This window comes from Paracoccus aerodenitrificans (assembly GCF_027913215.1).
Taxonomy (GTDB): domain Bacteria; phylum Pseudomonadota; class Alphaproteobacteria; order Rhodobacterales; family Rhodobacteraceae; genus Paracoccus; species Paracoccus aerodenitrificans.
The window spans coordinates 1,543,032-1,563,943 of record NZ_CP115784.1; the positions used below are offsets into that span (position 1 = coordinate 1,543,032).

17 protein-coding genes and 2 tRNA genes are annotated in these 20,912 nt (G+C 59.2%); 6 read left to right on the plus strand and 13 right to left on the minus strand.

The window, feature by feature from the left end:
* The first annotated feature begins 6 nt into the window (after positions 1-6).
* Together plsX and PAE61_RS09040 are read left to right on the plus strand one after the other, a co-directional pair.
* Positions 7-1,119 (plus strand): phosphate acyltransferase PlsX, encoded by a 1,113-nt coding sequence (gene plsX, locus PAE61_RS09035; RefSeq protein WP_271114981.1) that lies wholly within the window; start codon positions 7-9, stop codon positions 1,117-1,119.
* Positions 1,116-2,075: a beta-ketoacyl-ACP synthase III gene (locus tag PAE61_RS09040; RefSeq protein WP_271114982.1), complete on the plus strand. Its 960-nt coding sequence runs from the start codon at positions 1,116-1,118 to the stop codon at positions 2,073-2,075. The genes plsX and PAE61_RS09040 overlap by 4 nt, the downstream gene beginning before the upstream one ends.
* A gap of 3 nt (positions 2,076-2,078) precedes the next feature.
* Here PAE61_RS09040 and PAE61_RS09045 read toward each other — a convergent pair whose 3' ends face one another.
* From PAE61_RS09045 to PAE61_RS09060, 4 genes are all read right to left on the minus strand, one after another.
* Positions 2,079-3,044, minus strand: coding sequence for a GNAT family N-acetyltransferase (locus PAE61_RS09045; protein WP_271114983.1), 966 nt, complete (start codon positions 3,042-3,044; stop codon positions 2,079-2,081).
* Positions 3,041-4,219: a ribonuclease D gene (rnd, locus tag PAE61_RS09050; protein WP_271114984.1), complete on the minus strand. Its 1,179-nt coding sequence runs from the start codon at positions 4,217-4,219 to the stop codon at positions 3,041-3,043. Before rnd ends, PAE61_RS09045 begins: the two co-directional genes overlap by 4 nt.
* A 185-nt stretch (positions 4,220-4,404) precedes the next feature.
* Positions 4,405-5,532: a tRNA guanosine(34) transglycosylase Tgt gene (tgt, locus tag PAE61_RS09055; RefSeq protein ID WP_271114985.1), complete on the minus strand. Its 1,128-nt coding sequence runs from the start codon at positions 5,530-5,532 to the stop codon at positions 4,405-4,407.
* A 28-nt stretch (positions 5,533-5,560) separates the two neighbouring features.
* Positions 5,561-6,748: a BaiN/RdsA family NAD(P)/FAD-dependent oxidoreductase gene (locus PAE61_RS09060; RefSeq protein ID WP_271114986.1), complete on the minus strand. Its 1,188-nt coding sequence runs from the start codon at positions 6,746-6,748 to the stop codon at positions 5,561-5,563.
* 94 nt (positions 6,749-6,842) lie between these two features.
* Between PAE61_RS09060 and PAE61_RS09065 the strand changes: the two genes are divergently transcribed.
* The 3 genes from PAE61_RS09065 to PAE61_RS09075 all read left to right on the plus strand — a co-directional run bounded on the left by PAE61_RS09065 (position 6,843) and on the right by PAE61_RS09075 (position 9,573).
* Positions 6,843-6,917 (plus strand) — tRNA-Gln (locus PAE61_RS09065).
* A 115-nt stretch (positions 6,918-7,032) separates the two neighbouring features.
* On the plus strand, positions 7,033-8,550 hold the full coding sequence (locus tag PAE61_RS09070) for a site-specific integrase (protein WP_271114987.1): 1,518 nt from the start codon (positions 7,033-7,035) through the stop codon (positions 8,548-8,550).
* Positions 8,551-9,036: 486 nt separating this feature from the next.
* The gene (locus PAE61_RS09075) at positions 9,037-9,573 is read left to right on the plus strand and encodes a helix-turn-helix domain-containing protein (protein ID WP_271114988.1); all 537 of its coding nucleotides are present in this window, start codon (positions 9,037-9,039) and stop codon (positions 9,571-9,573) included.
* Between the two features lie 230 nt (positions 9,574-9,803).
* Here the strand turns inward: PAE61_RS09075 and PAE61_RS09080 are convergent, their stop codons facing one another.
* Positions 9,804-10,193: a zinc ribbon domain-containing protein gene (locus PAE61_RS09080; RefSeq protein WP_271114989.1), complete on the minus strand. Its 390-nt coding sequence runs from the start codon at positions 10,191-10,193 to the stop codon at positions 9,804-9,806.
* 27 nt (positions 10,194-10,220) lie between these two features.
* On the opposite strand from PAE61_RS09080, the gene PAE61_RS09085 reads away from it, so the two are divergent.
* Entirely contained in the window at positions 10,221-10,463 is a 243-nt protein-coding gene (locus tag PAE61_RS09085) for a helix-turn-helix domain-containing protein (RefSeq protein ID WP_271114990.1), read from the plus strand.
* 127 nt (positions 10,464-10,590) lie between these two features.
* Here the strand turns inward: PAE61_RS09085 and PAE61_RS09090 are convergent, their stop codons facing one another.
* From PAE61_RS09090 to PAE61_RS09125, 8 genes are all read right to left on the minus strand, one after another.
* The gene (locus PAE61_RS09090; RefSeq protein ID WP_271114991.1) at positions 10,591-12,048 is read right to left on the minus strand and encodes a plasmid recombination protein; all 1,458 of its coding nucleotides are present in this window, start codon (positions 12,046-12,048) and stop codon (positions 10,591-10,593) included.
* 636 nt (positions 12,049-12,684) lie between these two features.
* On the minus strand, positions 12,685-12,867 hold the full coding sequence (locus PAE61_RS09095; protein ID WP_271114992.1) for a hypothetical protein: 183 nt from the start codon (positions 12,865-12,867) through the stop codon (positions 12,685-12,687).
* A gap of 700 nt (positions 12,868-13,567) precedes the next feature.
* Positions 13,568-13,643: transfer RNA gene (locus tag PAE61_RS09100), tRNA-Val, on the minus strand.
* 75 nt (positions 13,644-13,718) lie between these two features.
* Positions 13,719-15,086 (minus strand): homogentisate 1,2-dioxygenase, encoded by a 1,368-nt coding sequence (gene hmgA, locus PAE61_RS09105; protein ID WP_271114993.1) that lies wholly within the window; start codon positions 15,084-15,086, stop codon positions 13,719-13,721.
* Between the two features lie 257 nt (positions 15,087-15,343).
* Positions 15,344-17,815: a DUF3772 domain-containing protein gene (locus PAE61_RS09110; RefSeq protein ID WP_271114994.1), complete on the minus strand. Its 2,472-nt coding sequence runs from the start codon at positions 17,813-17,815 to the stop codon at positions 15,344-15,346.
* Positions 17,812-18,843, minus strand: coding sequence for a cysteine synthase A (locus PAE61_RS09115; protein WP_271114995.1), 1,032 nt, complete (start codon positions 18,841-18,843; stop codon positions 17,812-17,814). The genes PAE61_RS09110 and PAE61_RS09115 overlap by 4 nt, the downstream gene beginning before the upstream one ends.
* A 90-nt stretch (positions 18,844-18,933) precedes the next feature.
* Entirely contained in the window at positions 18,934-20,007 is a 1,074-nt protein-coding gene (locus PAE61_RS09120; protein ID WP_271114996.1) for an NUDIX domain-containing protein, read from the minus strand.
* The gene (locus tag PAE61_RS09125) at positions 20,004-20,894 is read right to left on the minus strand and encodes a hypothetical protein (protein WP_271114997.1); all 891 of its coding nucleotides are present in this window, start codon (positions 20,892-20,894) and stop codon (positions 20,004-20,006) included. Before PAE61_RS09125 ends, PAE61_RS09120 begins: the two co-directional genes overlap by 4 nt.
* Positions 20,895-20,912: the final 18 nt, after the last annotated feature.

The following is a 20,912-nucleotide window of genomic DNA, read 5'->3' on the forward strand; positions in this document are numbered from 1 at the left end:
TGAGACATGGCGCAGGCAAGCGAACATGATGAACCGCGCAGCCCCTCGACTCAGGGGCGCGTGGTCATTTCCGTTGACGCGATGGGAAGCGATCACGGCCCGTCGGTGATTGTCGACGGGATCGCCAAAAGTGCCGACAAGAATCCCGATATCAGCTTTATCGTTCATGGCCCCGAGCAAGAGCTGAAACGGCTTATCGCGCGGAAGGGCGATCTGACCGGGCGCTGCGAGATCCGCGATACGCCGGATGTCGTCAAGATGGACGACAAACCCAGCCAGGTGATCCGCAACGCCAAGGGCACCTCGATGTGGTCGGCGGTTGAATCGGTTCGCGCCGGTGAAGCTTCGGTCGCGGTATCCTGCGGCAATACCGGTGCGCTGATGGCGCTGTCGATGATCCGGCTGCGGAAGCTGCCCGGTGTGGACCGGCCCGCCATTGCCTGCCTGTGGCCCTCGCGCAATCCGCAGGGTTTCAATGTGATGCTGGATTGCGGCGCCGATGTGCGGGCCGAGGCGCCGGATCTTCTGCAATATGCGCTGATGGGCGCGGCCTATGCGCGGAACGGGCTTGGTCTTGAGACGCCGCGCGTCGGCTTGCTGAATGTCGGCACCGAAGAACATAAGGGCCGTGCAGAGCTGCGAGAGGCGCATGAGCTGATTCAGGACGCGCAGGAGACCGGCAATTTCGATTATGTCGGCTTTGTCGAGGGGGGCGATCTGCCCTCGGACCGGGTGGATGTGATCGTGACCGACGGGTTTACCGGCAATGTCGCCCTGAAAACCGGGGAAGGCACCGCCAAGCTGGTGGGCGATTTCCTGCGTGAGGCGTTTAACAAATCGCTGATGTCCAAGATCGCGGCGGTGCTGGCGCTGACCTCGCTGAAGCGTCTGCAAAAGCGTATCGACCCGCGCCGGGTGAATGGCGGCGTATTCCTTGGCCTGAACGGCATGGTCGTGAAATCGCACGGCTCCGCCGATGCGACCGGCGTTTCCGCCGCGATCAAGCTGGCCTTCCGTCTGGCGCAATCCGGCTTTCAGGACCGGCTTGCCGAACGGGTCCGCAAGGCCGCCGCCAATGTCGAGGAACCTTCTTTACCCAGTGATGAGGCCCAATCGTGACGCGACGCTCTGTTATCCGGGGAACCGGGCATTACCTGCCAGACCGCGTTGTCGAAAATCAGTGGTTCGAAGACAAGGTCGAGACCTCCGACGAATGGATCCGCAGCCGCACCGGGATCGAGCGGCGTCACTTTGCCGCCGATGGTGAGACGACGTCGCACATGGCGATCCATGCGGCGAAGAAGGCGCTTGAGCGTTCCGGGTTCAGCGCGGAGGATATCGATGCGGTGATCGTGGCAACCTCGACCCCGGATCTGACCTTTCCGTCCGTGGCGACGATGGTGCAGGCCGGGCTTGGGCTGGCACGCGGCTTTGCCTTCGATGTGCAGGCGGTCTGTGCCGGGTTTATCTTTGCGCTTGCCAATGCGGATGGGATGATCCGCTCGGGTCAGGCGGAACGTGTGCTGGTGATCGGTGCCGAAACCTTCAGCCGCATTCTCGATTTCGAGGACCGTGCGACCTGCGTTCTGTTCGGCGATGGCGCGGGGGCTGTCGTGCTGGAAGCCGCCGAGGGTGAGCGGGGGATCCTTGCCTCGGATCTGAACAGCGACGGGTCCTATCGCGATATTCTCTATGTCGATGGCGGGGTCGCGACCACCGGCGAAGCGGGCAAGCTGCGCATGCAGGGCAATGTCCTGTTCCGCCACGCGGTCGAGAAATTGGCCGAAACCGCGCATCACGCCGTCGAGAAAGCCGGGATGACTACGGATCAGGTGGACTGGCTGGTGCCGCATCAGGCCAATGCACGGATCATCTCGGCAACCGCGCAGCGTATGCATCTGCCGATGGACAAGGTTATCCTGACCGTAGCGGATCACGGCAACACCTCGGCCGCCTCGATCCCGCTTGCGCTTGCCGTCGCCGATGAGGCGGGCCGGTTCAGCGAGGGCGATGTGATCGTTACCGAAGCAATTGGCGGCGGGCTAAGCTGGGGCGCGGTGGTGCTTCGCTGGTGAGGCTCAGCCGCGCTGCATGATCCAGCCCTCGCCCGGGCTTCTGCGTCCGGCGGACAGCATCAGATCGGTTCCGGTCACAAGGAACCCTGATTTCTCCAGCACACGCTTTGAAGCCGGATTATCGGTAAAGGCCTGCGCCGCGAGGCGATCCAGCCCGTACCAGTCCTGAACCGTATCACAGAAAACCGGGACGATCTCGCTGGCGATCCCCTGCCCCACTGCCTCGGACGCGAGGAAATAGAAGATCGACGGCGCTTCCCCCTTGTCGATCCCGACAGAGCCGATGCAGTTCCCGTTCTGCCGGATCGCCAGCCGCAGCGGGCGTCGCAACGGATTCATGGCAGGCGTCATGAGGGCGGAAAACTCGGAAAGGCTCTGCCCCGGAAAGAATCGCATCAGCATGCGAGAGGCCTCGGGCGCTGTGGCGATGCGGTGAAGCGCCGGAAAATCGGCCTCGGTCATGGGGGACAGGACACAGCGTCCGGTCCGGATCGTCAGCGCATTGATGAAAGCGTTTCTGGACAGCACCAGCCGTCTGCCCGGCAGGGACCGCCCGTCATGCAGACGGGTGATGCTGCACGGCCCGGTATCGCGGAAACCCAGATTCAGCAGGGCACGGCGCGAGGGCAGATTGCCGTCCATATGGTCGGCATGGATGAAGTCCGCCCCCGAGGCGAATTTTTTCAGCAATGCGATCTGCGCCGCCCGGTGCAGCACCCCCCTGCCCCGATAGTCGCGAAGAAGCCAGTAGCCGAGATCCTCCGAAGCACGGATCATCCCGGCAAAGACACCGTCAACCGTGATCGCATGGTCCTCATCGGTGGCGATCCGGGCGACGAATGACAGCGCGTCGCTGCGGTAATACGGATCCGGTATCGAGGAAAGCCAGCCAGCTGTGTCGCGATCCTGCATGGCCTGCCATATCGCATCCACATCTTCCAGTTCGGGCGGGCGCAGCGCGACCCTCATGGCAGTTCGACGACGCGCACCTCGCTGCCTGCCGCGGAAAGCGCGATCTTGCCATCCGCCAGCCGCAGCGCGTCATGTCCGAACACTTCGGCCCGCCAGCCCTGCAAAGCCGGAACATCGCGGCGCCCCTGTGCAATCGCATCCAGATCGGAGGTAGTGGCGATCAGCTTCGGGGCCACGCTTGCCGCCTCGGCCTTGGCTTTCAGCAAAACGCGCAGCAATTCGCCAAGCGCGGCATTGCCGGGCTGGCTGTGCTGGTCCTTGGGCGGGCGCGGTGGATCGGGATCTTCCAGCCCTGCCTTGATCGCCGCCAGAATACCCTGCGCGATTTCGGGCTTGCGCCCCTCACGCAGCAGCAGGCGGGACTTGCCCAGTTCCGCTTCGCTTTGCGGCTTGGTCGAGGCCAGTTCGACAAGCGCATCATCCTTGAACACGCGCGAGCGGGGGACGTTGCGGCTTTGCGCGTACTCCTCGCGGAACTCGGCCAGCTTGCGCACAATGGCCAGAAAACGCGGAGAGCCCGAGCGCGTCCGAACCCGCGTCCAGGCATCCTCGGGCCGGGTGATATAGGTTTCCGGATCGACCAGCACGGCGGCCTCTTCGGCGACCCATGCAGCACGACCGGATTTCGCGATCTGGGCGTTCAGCGATTCATAGATCACCCGCAAATGGGTGACATCCGCAATGGCATAATTCTGCTGCGCCTTCGACAGAGGGCGCTGCGACCAGTCGGTAAAGCGAGAGGATTTGTCCAGCGAGGTTTTCGCCACCTTGCGCACAAGCGTCTCATACCCGACCTGTTCGCCGAAGCCGCAGACCATTGCGGCGATCTGCGTGTCGAAAAGCGGCTTGGGGAACACGCCCGCATCGTGAAAGAAGATCTCCAGATCCTGCCTTGCGGCGTGGAACACTTTCACGGTGTCTTCATGCCTGAACAGATCATAAAGCGGCTCAAGCGATATCCCGGCAGCCAGCGGATCGACCAGAACAGCCGGACCGCCCTCGGCCTTCACGCCCGAGGCAGGCGGCAGCGCCATCTGGATCAGGCAGAGCCGCGAATAAAATGTCCGCTCACGCAGGAATTCCGTATCTATGGTGACATAGGGCTGCGCTTTGGCCTGATCACAAAATGCGGCAAGCGCGTCGGTAGTGGTTATGGTTGTAAACTCGGACATACGGGCCTTTCAGTGCGACGGGCGGGTCATCCGCCATTCGGACTGCACTATCAGCATAGGGATGAGCCTGCCAGCAGATCATGTCAAACGATCTTTTAATCCCGGAAGATGTGCCAAATCAGCCGGGTTTTGCGTTTGTCAGCGCCGTCCGGCCCCCGGCGAACGGCAAAATCATTGGACGGTGCCTAGAGTGGCGGGATATCGCCCCCGTCCCGCATCCTATGGAAGTCTTCCACCCATGAGGTGAGCTGCCCCGCTGCGATGGCACGGCGCATCCCGTCCATGATCTGCTGATAGTAATGCAAATTATGCCATGTCAGCAGCATCCCCGAGATCATCTCATTGGCGCGGAAAACGTGATGCAGATAGGCGCGGGAATAGCCGGTGCAGGCCGGACATTTGCAGTCTTCGTCAAGCGGCCTCGGATCGTCGGCATGGCGGGCATTCTTGATATTCACCTGCCCGCGCCGCGTCCATGCCTGCCCTGTCCGCCCCGAGCGTGAGGGCAGTACGCAATCCATCATATCAACCCCGCGCTGCACCGCGCCGACGACATCATCCGGCTTGCCCACCCCCATCAGATAGCGGGGTTGTTCTTCCGGCAGCAGATCGGTGGCATAGTCGAGCACGCCGAACATCGCCTCTTGCCCCTCGCCCACGGCCAGCCCGCCAATCGCATAGCCGTCGAAGCCGATGGATTTCAGCGCTTCGGCGCTTTCCTCGCGCAGATGGCGGATCACGCCGCCCTGCATGATGCCGAACAGCGCATGGCCGGGCCGGTCCCCGAAAGCGTCGCGGCTACGTTGCGCCCATCGCATCGACAGCCGCATCGCCTCGGCCTGACGTTCCTCGGTTGCGGGCAAGGCCGGGCATTCGTCAAAGGCCATGACGATATCCGAGCCGAGCTGACGCTGGATCTCCATACTGGTCTCGGGCGAAAGAAAATGCCGCGAGCCGTCCACATGGCTGGAAAACGTCACCCCATCCTCGGTCAGCTTGCGCAGATCGGCAAGGCTCATGACCTGAAACCCGCCCGAGTCGGTCAGGATCGGGCGATCCCAGTTCATGAACTCATGCAGGCCCCCAAGCCGCCCGATCCGCTCTGCGCCGGGACGCAGCATCAGATGATAGGTATTCCCCAGCAGAATATCCGCCCCGGTCGCCCGCACCGATTCCGGCATCATCGCCTTGACCGTCGCTGCCGTGCCGACCGGCATGAAGGCAGGCGTACGGATCTCTCCGCGCGGGGTGCTGATCGCGCCGGTCCGGGCCCGCCCATCCCGTGCGCTGAGGGTAAATGAAAACCTGCTCATATCCGGCCCTTTCTTCGAAGCCTGTCTTCTAGCGCCTGCCCCGCGCCAGTGAAAGTCCCGCCGCATGGGCCGAGGCCCAGGCCCACTGGAAATTATACCCGCCGAGCCAGCCTGTCACATCGACGCATTCCCCGATGAAATACAGCCCCGGCACGTCCCGCGCCTGCATGGTTTTCGCGTCGAGATATGTCGTATCCACCCCGCCCACCGTCACCTCGGCAGTCCGGTAGCCCTCTGATCCGACCGGGCGGATCTGCCAGCGATGAACGCGCACGGCGATGCGGTCGATCACCGCATTTCCCTGATCGGCCAGCCTTGCGCCGGTCAGCCCCAACTCTGCCGCGATGGACTCGGCCAGACGTGCGGGCATATGCGCAGCCAGAACCGTCGCAACCGCGATCCGCCCGCCCTGCCCGCGCCGGTCGCGCAGTTCCCGTGCAAGATCCGCGTCGGGGCAAAGGTCGATGTCAACATCATCGCCCGGCTGCCAGAAGCTGGATATCTGCAACACGGCAGGCCCCGACACGCCGCGATGGGTAAACAGAAGCGCATCGCGGAAGCTGGTTCTGCCGTGGCGGATTTCGGCCTCGACCGATATCCCGGCCAGAGGTTTACACAGGGCCAGATCCTGTTCAGCGAAGGTCAGAGGCACCAGCCCCGGGCGCGTCTCGACCACGCCCAGTCCGAACTGCCGCGCAAGCTCATAGGCAAGCCCCGTCGCGCCCATTTTCGGAATGGATTTCGCTCCCGAGGCCACGACCACCCGCCCCGCACGCACGACCCCACGAGAGGTCTGCGCGACGAACCCGTCAGATCCGCGTGTCAGCCCTTGCAGATCCGTCTTCAGCCACAGTTCTGCGCCCTCCATGCGCCGGATCAGCATTTCAGTGATCTGGGTCGCCTTGCCGTCGCAAAAAAGCTGGCCGAGCGTCTTTTCGTGCCAGCCAATCCCGGCCCGGTCGACCAGCCCGACGAAATCCTGAGGCTTGTATCCCGCAAGCGCCGAGGCACAGAAGCGTGGGTTCTCCGAAATGAACCGCTCACGGCTTGTCGCCAGATTGGTGAAATTGCACCGCCCCCCGCCCGAGATACGGATTTTCTCGGCAGGCCGCGCCGCATGATCCATCACGATCACCCGCGCCCCCTGTGCCATTGCACTGCCCGCACAGAAAAGCCCGGCCGCCCCGGCCCCGATAATAAGGAAATCACACTCCATCCCGGTCCCATACGCCCCGCGAAAAACACCCGCAAGTTTTTCCCGAAACCCTCTTGCACCCCTCTGCAACGAAGGCTAGATACGCCCGCACCGTTGGGGCGTAGCCAAGTGGTAAGGCAGCGGTTTTTGGTACCGTGTACCGTAGGTTCGAATCCTACCGCCCCAGCCAAAAATCCGGAAAATCCCGTGTGTTCAGACGCCTTCCCGGTTTCGGGAAATGGTGACACGATGTCACCATTGTGACATGGGCAAATGCCTGCCGACCCCAGAAATCAGGGGGTGCGGTGGGCATCGCAAACTATGTCATCCGGCGAGGCCGGTTCTATGCTTGGCGGCGGATTTATCGCGGTAAAGCCGTTCAGGTTCCGCTGGCGACAACTGACCCCGTTCAGGCAAAACGACTTTCAGGAGTCGCCTCCGCCGTGGCCAACCATGGCTGGAATCTGCTTGACCGGGGTAAGGCAGACCTGTTGTCTGTTCGGGATGCCATCACCTCGGCAGTCAGGCAGGAACGTGCCTTGATGGACTGTGAAGCCATCGAAAAAATGCCAGCAGAAACTCCGGGAGGGCGTGCTTTCTTCTTTTTCTTTAACCACGGCGACGCAGAAGACGACGAACCCAAACCTCGCAAGAAACAAAGCGAGCCGTTGAACAGCGGACCCGCGACCGCAAAAATCGAACCGCCCCCGGCTCGGCCCGTGCCTCCACGGCGGAAGCCCGCCCGAACGGCAACGGGCTTTTCGAGCCGGATAAGCGATATCGTTGCCCGTGTCACCGATACGCATGAGCGTTCGGGACGGGCGAACGCCAAGACGCTCACGCAAATGCGTGCGGTTGTTGATTTGTTCTGCGAAATCACCGGCGTGGATGACATACGAGACCTTCACCAACGCCACCTTGCCTATTTCGTTGCGACCCTCGACAAGCTACCGCCCGCTTACCGGCGTAGTGCCAAAGAGCGAGACAAGCCGATTTCCAAGATCATCGCGGAGGCCGAGGCTTCCGGCGCGTCTGTTGGACTTTCCGTCACCACCATCAACCGCAATATTGTCCACCTTGGCAAAGTTGTGAAAGCAGCGCGGGCGGAGGGCATCACAGTGGACGCAACCGTTAATCCGGCGCTTCTTCGCCGTTACTTGAAGCGGACTGCCAAGGACGAGCGGGAAGCATTCACGCCCGACGATGTTACCCGCATCTTCTCGGCTCCGGCTTGGCAGGGCTGTAAGAGCGTCAAGCGTCGCCGTGAGCCGGGTGAAGTGATTGTGAAGGACTGGCTGTATTGGGTGCCTCTTATCGCCGTATATAGCGGGGCCCGGCGTGAGGAGATTTGCGGGCTTGAAACGGCTGATGTTGGTGCAGTTGATGGTGTCCCCGTCCTCCATATCCGCCCAAATGGCCGACGCGGACTGAAGAACCCGCAGTCAGAACGGACTGTTCCGGTTCATCCGCATTTGATTGAGCTCGGCTTTCTCGATTTCGCGGACAAGCAACGCGAGGCAGGGCATACCAACCTTTTCAATGACCTGCGACGCAAGAGCTCCGCTTCACAAATCGGCGACTCGATGGACTACCTCTGGCGGAACATCCAAAGCGACCGCCTCGGGTCCCAGCCAAAGAAGTCATTCCATTCCTTCCGTCACTACGCCGTCCAAGGGCTTCGTGCCGAATCCGATGTTGAGAAGCATGTCCGGGCCGAACTCTTCGGTCACCTTACCGGGGACATCGAAGACGACCGCTATGGCGGGCGAGCCCCCATTTCTTCCCTTCGCTTTGCCGTTGAGGCTTTGCCTCGCGTATTTTAGTTGCGACGCTTTTAAGGGGTGAACGGGGCACCGTTCACCCCTGATCCGTTTTCGACATGCGAAAACGGAATAGACCGAGCAGGAATGCTCGGTCTCGGTCATCCCTTACGCTTTCAGCGACAGAATGACCTTTGCCTCTTCTCTCCCTTTCGTTTCTTTGTTTTTTGTGAACGCACCGCAGGTGCGAAGGGGGTCCGGGGGCTGCCCCCGGCAGGCTGCTCGAAAGGCCACGAAGAGGCCATGAGAGGAGACTGGAGAAGGATAATTTTTAAGTATTTGTTTTTATTATTTTTATTTGATTTATAACGATCAATAGAGTGATCGATCCAGGGATCAATAGAATGATCGGAGCACCGATCAATAGAAAGATCTCTATATTTAATAAATCAGATCACCAGCGTCAGAAATCGATCAAAACAGAATATTTCTTGACACATAAAAAAGCGTATCATATTCAGCCTCACTTTTAGAATCAGGGAGGTATAAATGTTAGAAATATTCAAAAATGAAAAAGACGACACGGAGGAAAAGCCAAGAGAACGCAACCCGCGATTCACGCAGGTTTATCCAGAAGGCTGGGGTGGCCTGATGACCATGATTGCTGAAAACTCGAATGCCGCCCGCCTCTATGGTTTCATTGCGAACCATATGGACCCGAACGGTGGCGTTCTCGTTGTCTCACAGAAAACTCTTGCTGAACATCTTGATGTCGCTGAAATCACAATACGCCGGGCGTCAAAATGGCTTGAAGAACGCAATCATCTGGTTCGCGTTCGTGTTGGAACTGGTGTTTATGCCTACGCCCTGAATCCGGCGGAGGTTTGGAAATCATTTCATGACATGAAGCCCTACGCCGTTTTCGCGACCAAGACGCTTGTTTCAAAATCTGACCGGATGAATAGAAATATTGACCGTCGCATCAAGTTAATGATGAAAGAAGCTGAAAAACCTGACATAAAAATGACAGAGTTGACGATTGACGATCTTAAACAGGCATGGGAGGAAGAGGTTCAAGACAGGTAAAACAACGCCACCAGCACCCGGGACATCCCGGCCCCTTACTCACACAACAAGTAACTGGTGAGATTTTTTTATGAATGTATTACAATAGCCCTTGAAAAAGGCTGGCGACAATATATTTGCATTAGGTGCTGACTTTTGTCCGAATGAGTTTGCCGCCGGATAGGCGGCTAAGCCCCGCTTAGGCGGGGCTTACTTTATTTAGTATCATTTCTCGGCACCTACTGTGGAAATCAGTTTTTACGATACCAGCGATCTTCTTTCCCGTTGTTGAAAATAAATCCGATATTTTTGAGGAACAAAGGGAGCCAGATAATCCCAAGGACCATTGACAAAACAAGCGGCCCCCCCTCGTTCCTGAAAATGCCAATCGTCAAACTGATGGCGATTACCATCGCCCACCCGCCAAGCAGAACGCGAATGAACGCGACATACCCACTCCCGCGAACGTTTCCGTGCGTGTCTGCCCCTGCCCCCCTCACAGCCTGACAGTTTGGGCAGACGGTGGCATGTGCTTTCAGGGGGCTCGCACAGAACGGGCATTCAATCATCGCGTCTTCACTCATGACAGTTCCTTTCTTTACGCTCGACATCAAAAATTCACAGAATACTTCATAGCGCAAGAGGGATTTTTCCTGCGTGTCGGATCGATGACCGAACCCGACACAACGATTCTCAACGCTTTTGCGAAAGTCTTGCGAGACCGCCGAAGAGAGGCAGGACTCTCACAAGAGGAACTTGCCCACCGGGCCGGGTTGAGCATGCGTTATGTCTCGCTTCTGGAAAGCCGGAGGCACCAGCCAAGCCTTGCTACGCTATACGCTCTTGCCGACTCTCTTGGCATATCGCTTACAGTGTTGGTTCAGGAGATAGAAAGCCAGGCGAGATCATGACGGTTTGACCGTCATATCCCACATGAAACGGCCCTTCGTGCCGTCACTGGTGATGTCTTCGTTCCTTGACGACTGCGACATCACCAGCCGCCGGAGGACACCCCCGGACCCCCGTTCACATGATAAGTTAGAGAGCAAAGTCCTCATCTGCGTCCTTTGAACCCATGCTCTGCGTCAGCCCCATGTCCTCTTCAATGACCCGTTGCATCGCCTCACCCTGTAAGCGAGCACCCCGAGCGAGATCAGGCCTCTTGAGCCATTTTGTTACCATGCCGAGAGCTTTCTTAAGCCGGGTTTGAAGCCATCGAACCTCTTCCCAGGCTGACCTTGCGTTAGCCCGCTCCTCCTTTGCATCATCGAGAAGTTTCCGGGCCTCCGCCCGCACGGTTTCAGCCCTCTCTTCCTCAGCTATTCTGTTGGTCTTCGCCTTTTCCGCTTTTGCCTCCTCAAGCCTGCGGGCCTCTGTGGCATCCGTAGCGGCACTCAAGGCCGGACCTATGTCGGGAAAGCCGGGTTTTATCGCGTCAGGATTATCCGCATGGATCTTCCCTGCCTTCGTCCGGCGAAGCGTGCCCGCCGTCAATTCGGCTGTGAGGGCCTTTGTTGCATCCAGCAATGCTCCCGTCTTATCGGACACCCGCTGTGCCTCGTGGCGGGCCTCCTCGGCTTCGTCGCGGGCGATGTCAGCCAATCGCCTTTCTTCCGCTGTCGCCTTCTTCGCGTGCTCTTGGGCGGTTTCGAGCTCCGCCACCCTGTCAGCAAGACGCTTCTCATAGGTTGCTAACCGCTTCGCCTCTTTCTCCGAGAGTTCAGCCTTCTCCGTCAGCTTATCGACACGTCCCTGCATCTCATCGACTCGAGCCTGGGCCTCTTGCGTCTTCACTTCCAACGCCAGGATTTCGGCACGCTTGGTTGCGAGTTCTCGGGGAATGTCCCGGTGAAGTTCACGGACGGTGCGGTGAAGCGTGTCCCGAAATTCTGCACCAGCCTTTAAGCGGTCACCGTATCGGTTCCCGCGTTCGATGCCTGGGCAATGCCGTGCCATAACTTCCGCAGTCAGGTCTTGCAGGCTGGACATCACAGCGGGGCGTGTCGCCTGCGAAAGTGGAACGCCGTCCAAGTTATAGGACGCAATCTGATAATGGGCGTGTATCGTCGTTTCATCCCGGTGAACAACGAGGCCGTGGAGCGTTGTATTCAGTCGGTCAGAAATAGATTCTGCGAGGTCAAGAAAAGCCCTGTCCTGTGCTTCCGGCGTCAGGGTTTCAAATAATGCCGCCGCCTCTGAACCGAATGTGATGATACCGCACCCGGCAACGGACGCATCCTTTTTCATTTTCCGCTTTGTGACGCGGAGAGACCGGCGTTTTTCACATATCGCCCGCATGACGCCGGGCGGGTCCGGCTCCATTATAATCCGGTTGAGATGTTTCCGGGATTCATCTATATAATCTGGCTGCCTGCCAATGCGTTTATCGTGTTTACGCTGCCCGGCCAAAGCACGGGCGTTTTTCGCTTTAATACGCGTTGACGCGGCTCTGGGATTCCCTTCGGGAGACTTATTATTCTGGGGTGGCTTCGCCATATCATAACCTACTATCCATAACTCACCCCACGAGGGGGATTCGTTATAGATATCCGGCGAAGGGGAGAAAAAACCTAACGGCTTTTTATCCCCTTTCGAAACCCCTTACGCCTTCCGCTGGACCAAGGGGATTCCATCCCCTTTGGAACCCCGACAAAAGGACATGCCCGCTGGATAAATACTAACGATATAACTGATTTTCAGTTTTTAGGCGATGGCTTCGGCGGGAAAGGCAAATCGTCACGGTAAGCCAACTTGCCCTTAACATATTCCCGCATCTCCGGCGGAAGGCTACTTATCACAGGCGTACTAAAATGTCGCCAAGGGCAAAAGAACTCTTTCGTCCATGGAAGGATCGCATGCTGGCTTCCAGGTGTCAGTACGAAGGCGGTAGGCTTCGCAAGCCTTAGATTGTCAAGATGGCTCAAGTTACCAATATTCAAGCACACTCCGCGAACATTACCTACTTCGCCGGTACCATATGCAACACGAACCCATAGCTCTAAGGTGGATTTATTGCGAAAAACCCCCGTCACCAGAAGGGGACGAGGGTTGTCGGCCCAGCTATCCTTTGGCTGCGCCTCCGGGAAGAACCCGGTAACTATATCATAGATTCGCGGTGGCTTACTCGTCCAGTCAGGCATCGCAGTTTTCAGCAATGTCCTCGATAGTTTCCCACTCTTGGTCGGCCATCCGAGCAGCCATGCGCGTCCGCAGTTCAGCGATTTTCTCAGGCGCGACCAAGTCAAAATCGCCAAATGCCTCTGGCGAGAACTCTCGCCGAGGATCCGAGTGTTTACGCATACGTGCGTGGTGCATCAAGTCTCTCCTTTCGGCATTGTCGCCGATAAAACGAATCGTGGAGACGTTCGGTTGCCTTAACTTAACACGCCCCACAACATTTTCTACCCGCTATCACAAACCTGTTGACGAAGACTAAACGCAAAGCCCGACAACCATCTCGATGAGCAACCCTCTTGACCTATATCTTGCTCCTTACGGCTCATGTCCTCAAGATATCGCGTCTCTTGTGAGTTGTTCATGTATTGTTAGCCAGAGTCCAAAGCCACAGACGGCAAGAAATGGTTTGACAGATTCGAGCGGGTGCCAACCTCTTGATCTGTCGAAGATGGATGTCGAAGCGCGTTGCGGGATGAGAGATCGCCTGCTACATCATGTCCACTATGTGTCCTTTGGTCGGCAGGCCGGGACTCCACGAACAAGCACCTGATATCATGTGCTTTTCCTGGATATTAGCTGGGGCGTCGACCGCCCCAGCCAGTGATCTTCCGTCGTTGATGTTATATGACAGAGGGACGACGGTTATTGCCTGCGTTGGTTTGCAGCAGAGCTGTTCTTCTGCGCAGTCTGTCCGCAGGAAAGAACTGCTGGCCACATATACCTGCAGCAACCATCACAAGACAGATTTCGGTATCATATAAAGCTGTGATTTTGCATCACTGACAGCTTCGCTGAACCGTCATACACTTCGCAATCCATGAAAAAATCAAGCATATAATGGTGGGCGGTGAGGGATTCGAACCCCCGACATCTTCGGTGTAAACGAAGCGCTCTACCAGCTGAGCTAACCGCCCCATGACCGCTCTGTGCGGCATATGCGAACCGCGCCGGATTAGCGCGGCGCGGTGCGGTGATCAAGGGGAAAGAAGTTATTTTTCTCCGGGAGTACCGTCGAATTTCTTTTCCAGGCTGTCCCAGCAATCGACATAGTTGTCCTGCAAGGGCGCCTCATTCGCGGCGAAGGCGGTCAGTTGCTGCGGGAAGCGGGTTTCGAACATGAACTGCATGGTGTTGTCCTGCTTCACCGGGACCATCGGCTCGGTGCTGCCATGTTCGAACGCATCGCGGTCGGGGCCGTGGGGCAGCATCATATTATGCAGGCTGGTGCCGCCGGGGACGAATCCTTCGGGTTTGGCGTCATAGATTCCTGCGATATTGCCCATCAGTTCGGACATGATGTTCTTGTGATACCAGGGCGGGCGGAAGCTGTGTTCGGCCACCATCCAGCGTTCGCGGAACAGGACGAAATCGATATTTGCGGTGCCCTCTTGCCCCGAGGGAGCAGTCAGCACGGTGAAGATGGATGGATCGGGATGGTCGAACAGGATTGCGCCGACCGGGGAATAGGTCCGGAGATCGTATTTATAGGCGCAGTAATTCCCATGCCATGCGACGATATCCAGAGGGCTGTGGTCGATGAAGCTCTCGTGGAACTGACCGCACCATTTGATGACGACGCGGCTGCGGGCCTCACGATCTTCAAAGGCGGCGACGGGGCATTTGAAATCGCGCGGATTGGCAAGGCAGTTCGCGCCGATCGGGCCGCGACCCGGCAGATCGAATTTCTGACCGTAGTTTTCACAGACAAAGCCGCGGGCGGGCCCCTCCAGCACCTCGACACGGTAGACGAGACCGCGCGGCAGGATCGCAATTTCGCGCGGTTCAAGTTCAATGATGCCCAGTTCCGTGCAGAAACGCAGGCGGCCCTCCTGCGGAACGACCAGCAACTCACTGTCGGCGCTGAAGAAATATTCATCCTTCATCGACTCGGTCACCAGATAGATATGCGCGGCCATGCCGACCTGGGTATTCACGTCACCCGCCGTGGTCATGGTGCGCATACCTGTGATCCAGGTCAGTTTTTCATCCGTATGCGGCACCGGGTCCCAACGATACTGGCCGAGGCTGATCACGTCGGGCAGCACATGGGGCGCGGATTTCCAGTAGGGCACGTCAATCTTGCTGAACCGTCCGACATGTTTCACAGAGGGCCGGATACGATAGCACCAGGTCCGCTCATTCTGGCCGCGTGGCGCGGTGAAGGCGGTGCCGGAAAGCTGCTCTGCGTACAGCCCGTAATTCACCTTTTGCGGCGAATTCTGCCCCTGCGGCAACGCGCCGGGCAGCGCCTCGGTTTCGAAATCATTGCCGAAACCTGGCATATAGCCGTCATGCGCATTGGTGCCGTTGCGGATTTCGGCGCGGATCATGCCTTGCGGCAGAGCTTCGATATTCATCGTTTCCCCCTTCCTGAGTTGGGCGCAGAATAAGTTGCAATTGCAACCATGTCAATCGGAGAAATAGACTGATGAGCAGGCGGAGCGCCGGGGACTCAGTATTTTGGGCCGGATTTCAGGAGATTTCCGATCTGACACAGCCCGTCAGAATGTCATAAGCCGCGATTACAGAATCGCGGCTTATGACGGTCAATATCCGACCGATATCAGATTGCAGCATCAGACCCGGATCCGGCGATCAGAGGCGAGTTTGACGATCAGTAATCGCCGTCACCATCGGCACCGCCGTCACCGTCGCTTGGAAATTCGGCAATGGTGCGCTTGTCGGGCGCGGCAACGCTTGCTTGCTCACGCGGCTCTTCGGGTTCGGCAGGTTTCGCCGCATCTTCATTGCGGGCATCGGGGCGCAGGGATTCGGGATTGCGCAGCCAGACATCGCGCTGCGCGAAGGGAATCTCGATCCCCTCATCGGCGAAGCGTTTGGCGATCTGGTGCCGAATCTCGGACGACACGCCTAACCCGCCATTGATATCTGAGAGGATGGCCCGGATCTCGAAATCGAGACTATCCGCGCCGAAGCCCTGAAACAGCACGGCAGGCGGGGGATCGAACAACACGGTGGGCTGGTCCTCGGCGATCTCCATCAGGATGCGTTCAACCTTGCGCGTATCGGTTCCATAGGCCACACCGACGGAAATGATAATACGACCGCGCGAATTGCCTCGGGTCCAGTTGGTGACCGACTGGCTTATCAGGTCGCTGTTCGGTACGATCACATCGGTCTGATCGAACGTCTTGATCCGCGTGGAGCGGACCGAGACGTTCTGAACGACACCCTGCTGACCGCCCGCCTCGACCCAGTCTCCGACGCTGATCGGGCGTTCGATCAAAAGGATGATGCCGGATACGAAATTCTGCACAATGGTCTGAAGGCCGAAGCCGATCCCGACAGACAGCGCACCGGCCACAAGCGCGATGCTGGACAGGTCGATCCCGGCCGAGGTGATCGCGAAGAGCGCCGCAAGAAAAACCCCGACATATCCAAGCCCCGAAACCGTCGCCGCCTGCGCGCCCTTATCAAGTCTGGTGCGCGGCAGGATGGTGGCGCGGAAAATGCCCTGCATCCATTTGGTCACCATATAGCCCAGGGCGAATACCACCAGGAAAGTGACGATCGCCCCCGGTGACAGGGTGATCCCTCCGACCGAGAAGCCCTGCCTGATCTGTGTCCATGCCTCGGCCAGATCGGTCAGCGAGGCTCCCCAGATCAGGGCGAAGAACGGGATGGATATGACGACAAGTGCCAGCCCGATCAGAACCGGTACAAGGGAATCGCGTGCGCCTTCCTTGCTCTTGCTCAGCAGCGAGTAGCTGTCGGCCATGAAGTCCTGAAGCAGGATCAGAAGACCGATCAGCCCGAGGCTTTTGACCGAGGGCCAGAACAGAGCATTTGCGCCATTCACATATCCCAGCATCGCTGCCAAAATCGATACCAGCACGACCAGACGCAGAAAACGCCCAACATAGGACAGGATGATCGCGCGATAGGGCGGCGAGTCCGTGCCGTAGAATTTCTTCATCCGGCGCAGAATATTGGCAAGCTGGAACAGGAAGAACGCCCCGATCACCAGCAGGAAGAAATGGATGACACCTGCGCCCGCATCGCTGACATCGTAAGGGATCATCGGCGGCGCATGATCCCGGCGCACGAAGCCCGAAAGCGGCAGCGCGGCATTCGACAGCCAGACATGCAGGCCGAAAACGACGATCAGCCCGGTGCCGTAAAGACGCGCCATCCGCCGGCTTGTCTGTGGCATGATCAGCGTCGCATAGGCGACCGGCTCGGCGGCGAACAGCGTTCTGATCAGCCAGCGTCCGACAAAGAACACCAGCCCGGCGAAGGGCCAACCAAGCAGGAACGGCAGAATCCATTCGCCTGCCAGCCCGGTCGAGGCGATGGCGTTTGCAATCAGAAAGATCCCGATTGTCGGCACCATGAACTGTGCAAGCGACACGATAAAGGCGATGACCGCCCGCATATCGCCCTCGGCGCGTTCGCCGATCCGCGAGGGCAACCGGTCCACAAGATGCCGCCCATAGACAAGCGCAGCAACGCCGAAGAGGAACAGCATGAGACGACCCGGCTCACTGATTCCGCTTGCATTCCGCCAGTTCTCACGCGCATCGGTCACGACACCCGAGATAATCGCAAGAATATCCCTGCCCGCCGCCAGCCAGCTTGACGGAAGCAGAGGCGACGGCGTTTCGGCCATCAGCTCCTGAGCATTCCGCTCACGCTCGATTTCGGCGGCCTGCTGGATGATCGATTCCGCACGGCTGTAAGCCTCGGTTGCGGTAATGCCGGGTGCCTGAAGCTGCGAAAGCTGTTCGTTCAGTTCCTGACGGCGTTGGGCAACGTCCTCGGACTCTGATTCACCTTCGGCAGGGACCGGGCCCAATGACGCGATCTGATCCCTGACTGTCTGAATCCGGGAGGCATTCGTGTTCTGCGCCTGCTCGAATTGCTGACGCCACTGTGTTGCATTTTCCCGGATCGATTCCAGCCTGCTGGGGGCGGTCGACTCGTCCTCAAGCGCGGTTTCTGCCTGAGAGGCGAAGCTTTCCCAGGACGGATAATCTATCTGATTGGCTTCCTGAGCGGAAAGCTGGGAAACAAGCAGAAGCAGCGCGACGAAAGCAGCGCGAAATATGTTCAGGATCAGGGTCATTCTTCAAAGACTTCAGGAATATCCTGCGGCTCGGCCTCCATCCATTCCGGGACGGGAAGCCCTTTCTGGCGCAGAAATTCCGGGTTGTAGAGTTTGGTCTGATAGCGATTACCGGAATCGCACAGCACGGTGACGATGGTATTGCCCGGCCCCATCTCTTTGGCCATGCGTATCGCACCGGCGATATTGATCCCCGAGGAGCCGCCAAGGACAAGCCCCTCATGCTGAGCAAGGTCGAACAGCACCCCAAGCGCCTCGGAATCCGGCACGCGATAGCTGTAATCGGGTGTGAACCCTTCCAGATTGGCCGTGATGCGCCCCTGACCGATCCCCTCGGTGATCGAGCTGCCGGGGCTTTCGAATTCGCCCGTCGTATAGAAGGAATGCAGCGCCGCGCCCTCAGGGTCGGCAAGTCCGATCCGGACCCCCTTCGGCTGCAATGCGCTTGCGACACCGGCCAGCGTCCCGCCCGAGCCGACGGCGCAGATGAAGCCGCTCACCTTGCCATCGGTCTGTGCCCAGATCTCTGGCCCGGTGGTTTCCTCATGTGCGCGGCGATTGGCGACATTGTCGAACTGGTTGGCCCAGATCGCGCCGTTCTTTTCTGTCTGGGCCAAAGCCTTCGCCAGACGCTCGGAATAGCGGACATAGTTGTTCGGGTTGCGGTAAGGGACGGCGGGAACCTGTACCAGCTCGGCCCCGGCCAGCCGGATCATGTCCTTTTTCTCCTGGCTCTGGGTTTCGGGGATGACGATCACCGAACGAAACCCCATCGAGGCACCGACAAGCGCCAGACCGATCCCGGTATTGCCTGCCGTGCCTTCGACAATCGTGCCGCCGGGCTTCAGCGCCCCGCGCTCTACCGCATCCCTGATGATATAGAGCGCCGCGCGATCCTTGACCGACTGGCCCGGATTCATGAACTCTGCCTTGCCCAGAATCTCGCATCCGGTCGCTTCCGAGGCGCCACGCAGGCGAATAAGGGGGGTGTCGCCGATTGCGGCGGCAAGATCCGAACGGATGTTCATCTGCTGGCCTTTCCTGTCACGTCCGCCCCGATCAATATCAGCGTGGCGCTTGGCGGCAAGGCTTCGGGCACGGAAATCAGGCCGTGGCAGTCACGATCCTGCCAGTTCAGCCCTGATCCGGTCGGCATTCCGGTCCAGCCAGAGCGTCATCAGGATCAGGGGACCGCATTGCAATTGCCCCCCCAACGCCAGCCGGACCAGTTCCTGCCGCGACATGAGATGGGTCGAGATATCCTCGCCCTCATCGTCCAGCCCGAAACCATGTCCCTCAATCGTGTCAGGCAGATCGGCAATGCCGACGAAAGGATAGAAGAATTCGCTATGCGCACCGGGCGTCGGATAATAGCCCGGCAGCGCGTGAACCTGGCCGATCTGTAACCCGGCCTCTTCTGCGGCCTCACGCAGCGCCGAGGCCTCGGCTGTTTCCCCGGCATCGATCCGCCCTGCCACCGGCTCAAGCATCCAGCATTGCGCCTGTCCGCGTGCCAGCGGTCCCATGCGGAACTGGCTGATCAGCAGCACCCGGTCGCGCACCGGATCATAAGGCAAAAGCAGCGCCGCATCCGCCGAGATGAAAACCTCGCGATCCAGAACCGGCGACCACCGGCCATCATGCAGCCGGTGCCGCAACGAGATTTCCTCGATCGAGAAATAGCGCCCATAGGCCTCTCGCCGCGAAATTTCCTGCACCCGGTCGCGATCCGGCTTGGGTAGCCATGCGGTCGGTTCGGGCTCGTCCGCAACCCGCATTCTGACCGAGACGATTTCGGCAATACGGCTGAGCCGGGATGCGATCTGTTCCTCCGGCACATCTTCGGGCCGGGACAGAACCTCCCGCGCCACCTGCGCCATCAGCGCGGCATTCCCGTCGGCCCAGTCGGCACCGCCGCCCTGACCGAAGCCCCAGATCTCGGCCCCATCCACATTCACAGGAGACAGCCCCATGATTCGAAGATATCGTGTCGCTGCGGCAGTCCGCTTTGCCCGGATTGCCCGGATCGCACCGCTTCCGCCGAGATATCGCGGCCATTCACCCCCGATTCCCGCCTCTGCGCCGCCGCTCATCGCGCCCGGAACCGTTTCGGCAATGCCGTCCAGCATCAGCGCGTCCAGCATTTCGGGCGTTGCCAGAGGCCCTGCAAGCATGATTTCCTGATTATTCACAGCGATGTCCCTTCCAGTCTCTGTGCGGCTGCGCGTCCGCTTTCATCGGCGAGTTGTTCCAGAACATCCGCCTCGGCCTGCTGCAAAAGGGCCTGCAAAGCCCGCGCGTCCAAAGCCTGCCGTGTATGGGAGATTTTGCCGATCGTGGCGACCCCAAGCGGCGCGAATGCCGAAAATGCCGTGATTTCGGCCCTCATCTCTTCCTCTGCCGTCAGTTCGGGCAGTTTCAGGATGAGGTCCCCGGCAACATCGTCGAGACTGGTCGGAAAGCCGAACCCGCCTGCCGCGTCGAAACCGCGTGCGAAAGCAAGCTCGCGATTCATCCGCGCCACGAGTTGCATTGGTACCGGATCAGTATCCGTGATCAGCTTTCGAACTGCCTCCAGCACCGGAGATTGCGCCACCTCCGCGACCTGAACCCGGCGCAGAGCCGCCTGCAAAGCGTCTGGCCGGGTCAATTCTGCCCGCGCCGCAAGCTCCAGCCCGAAACCGTCGCCAGCCGAGCTGACCCCGGTTGCACGCAAGACCGGCTCAAACCGCGGATCCGACAGCACCAGAGGCGTCATCCGCGATTCGAGCGCCCCAAGCAGCAGCCCGGCAACCCGGCTGGGATCATGGATCCGCGACACCACATTGCGCCAGTCAGTGCCGGTTTTGCCGTCCAGATAGATCACCGCCATCCGGTCGGCGAATTCCGAAGCTTCCGCCGCAATAACCGCCGCCCGGCGTTCACCAAGTCCCGCCGCAAAGACCCGTTCGGCAAGCTCGGAACCCAGCCCCGGCTGGGGCGCAAGGACGGGCGGCGAAGGCATGAGCTGAGCGGTGACAAATCCCGCCGGCAGCAGGATCATCACAGAGGCAAGCAGAGCGGCCTGAACATGGCGCATCGGTGTTCCCTGATATTA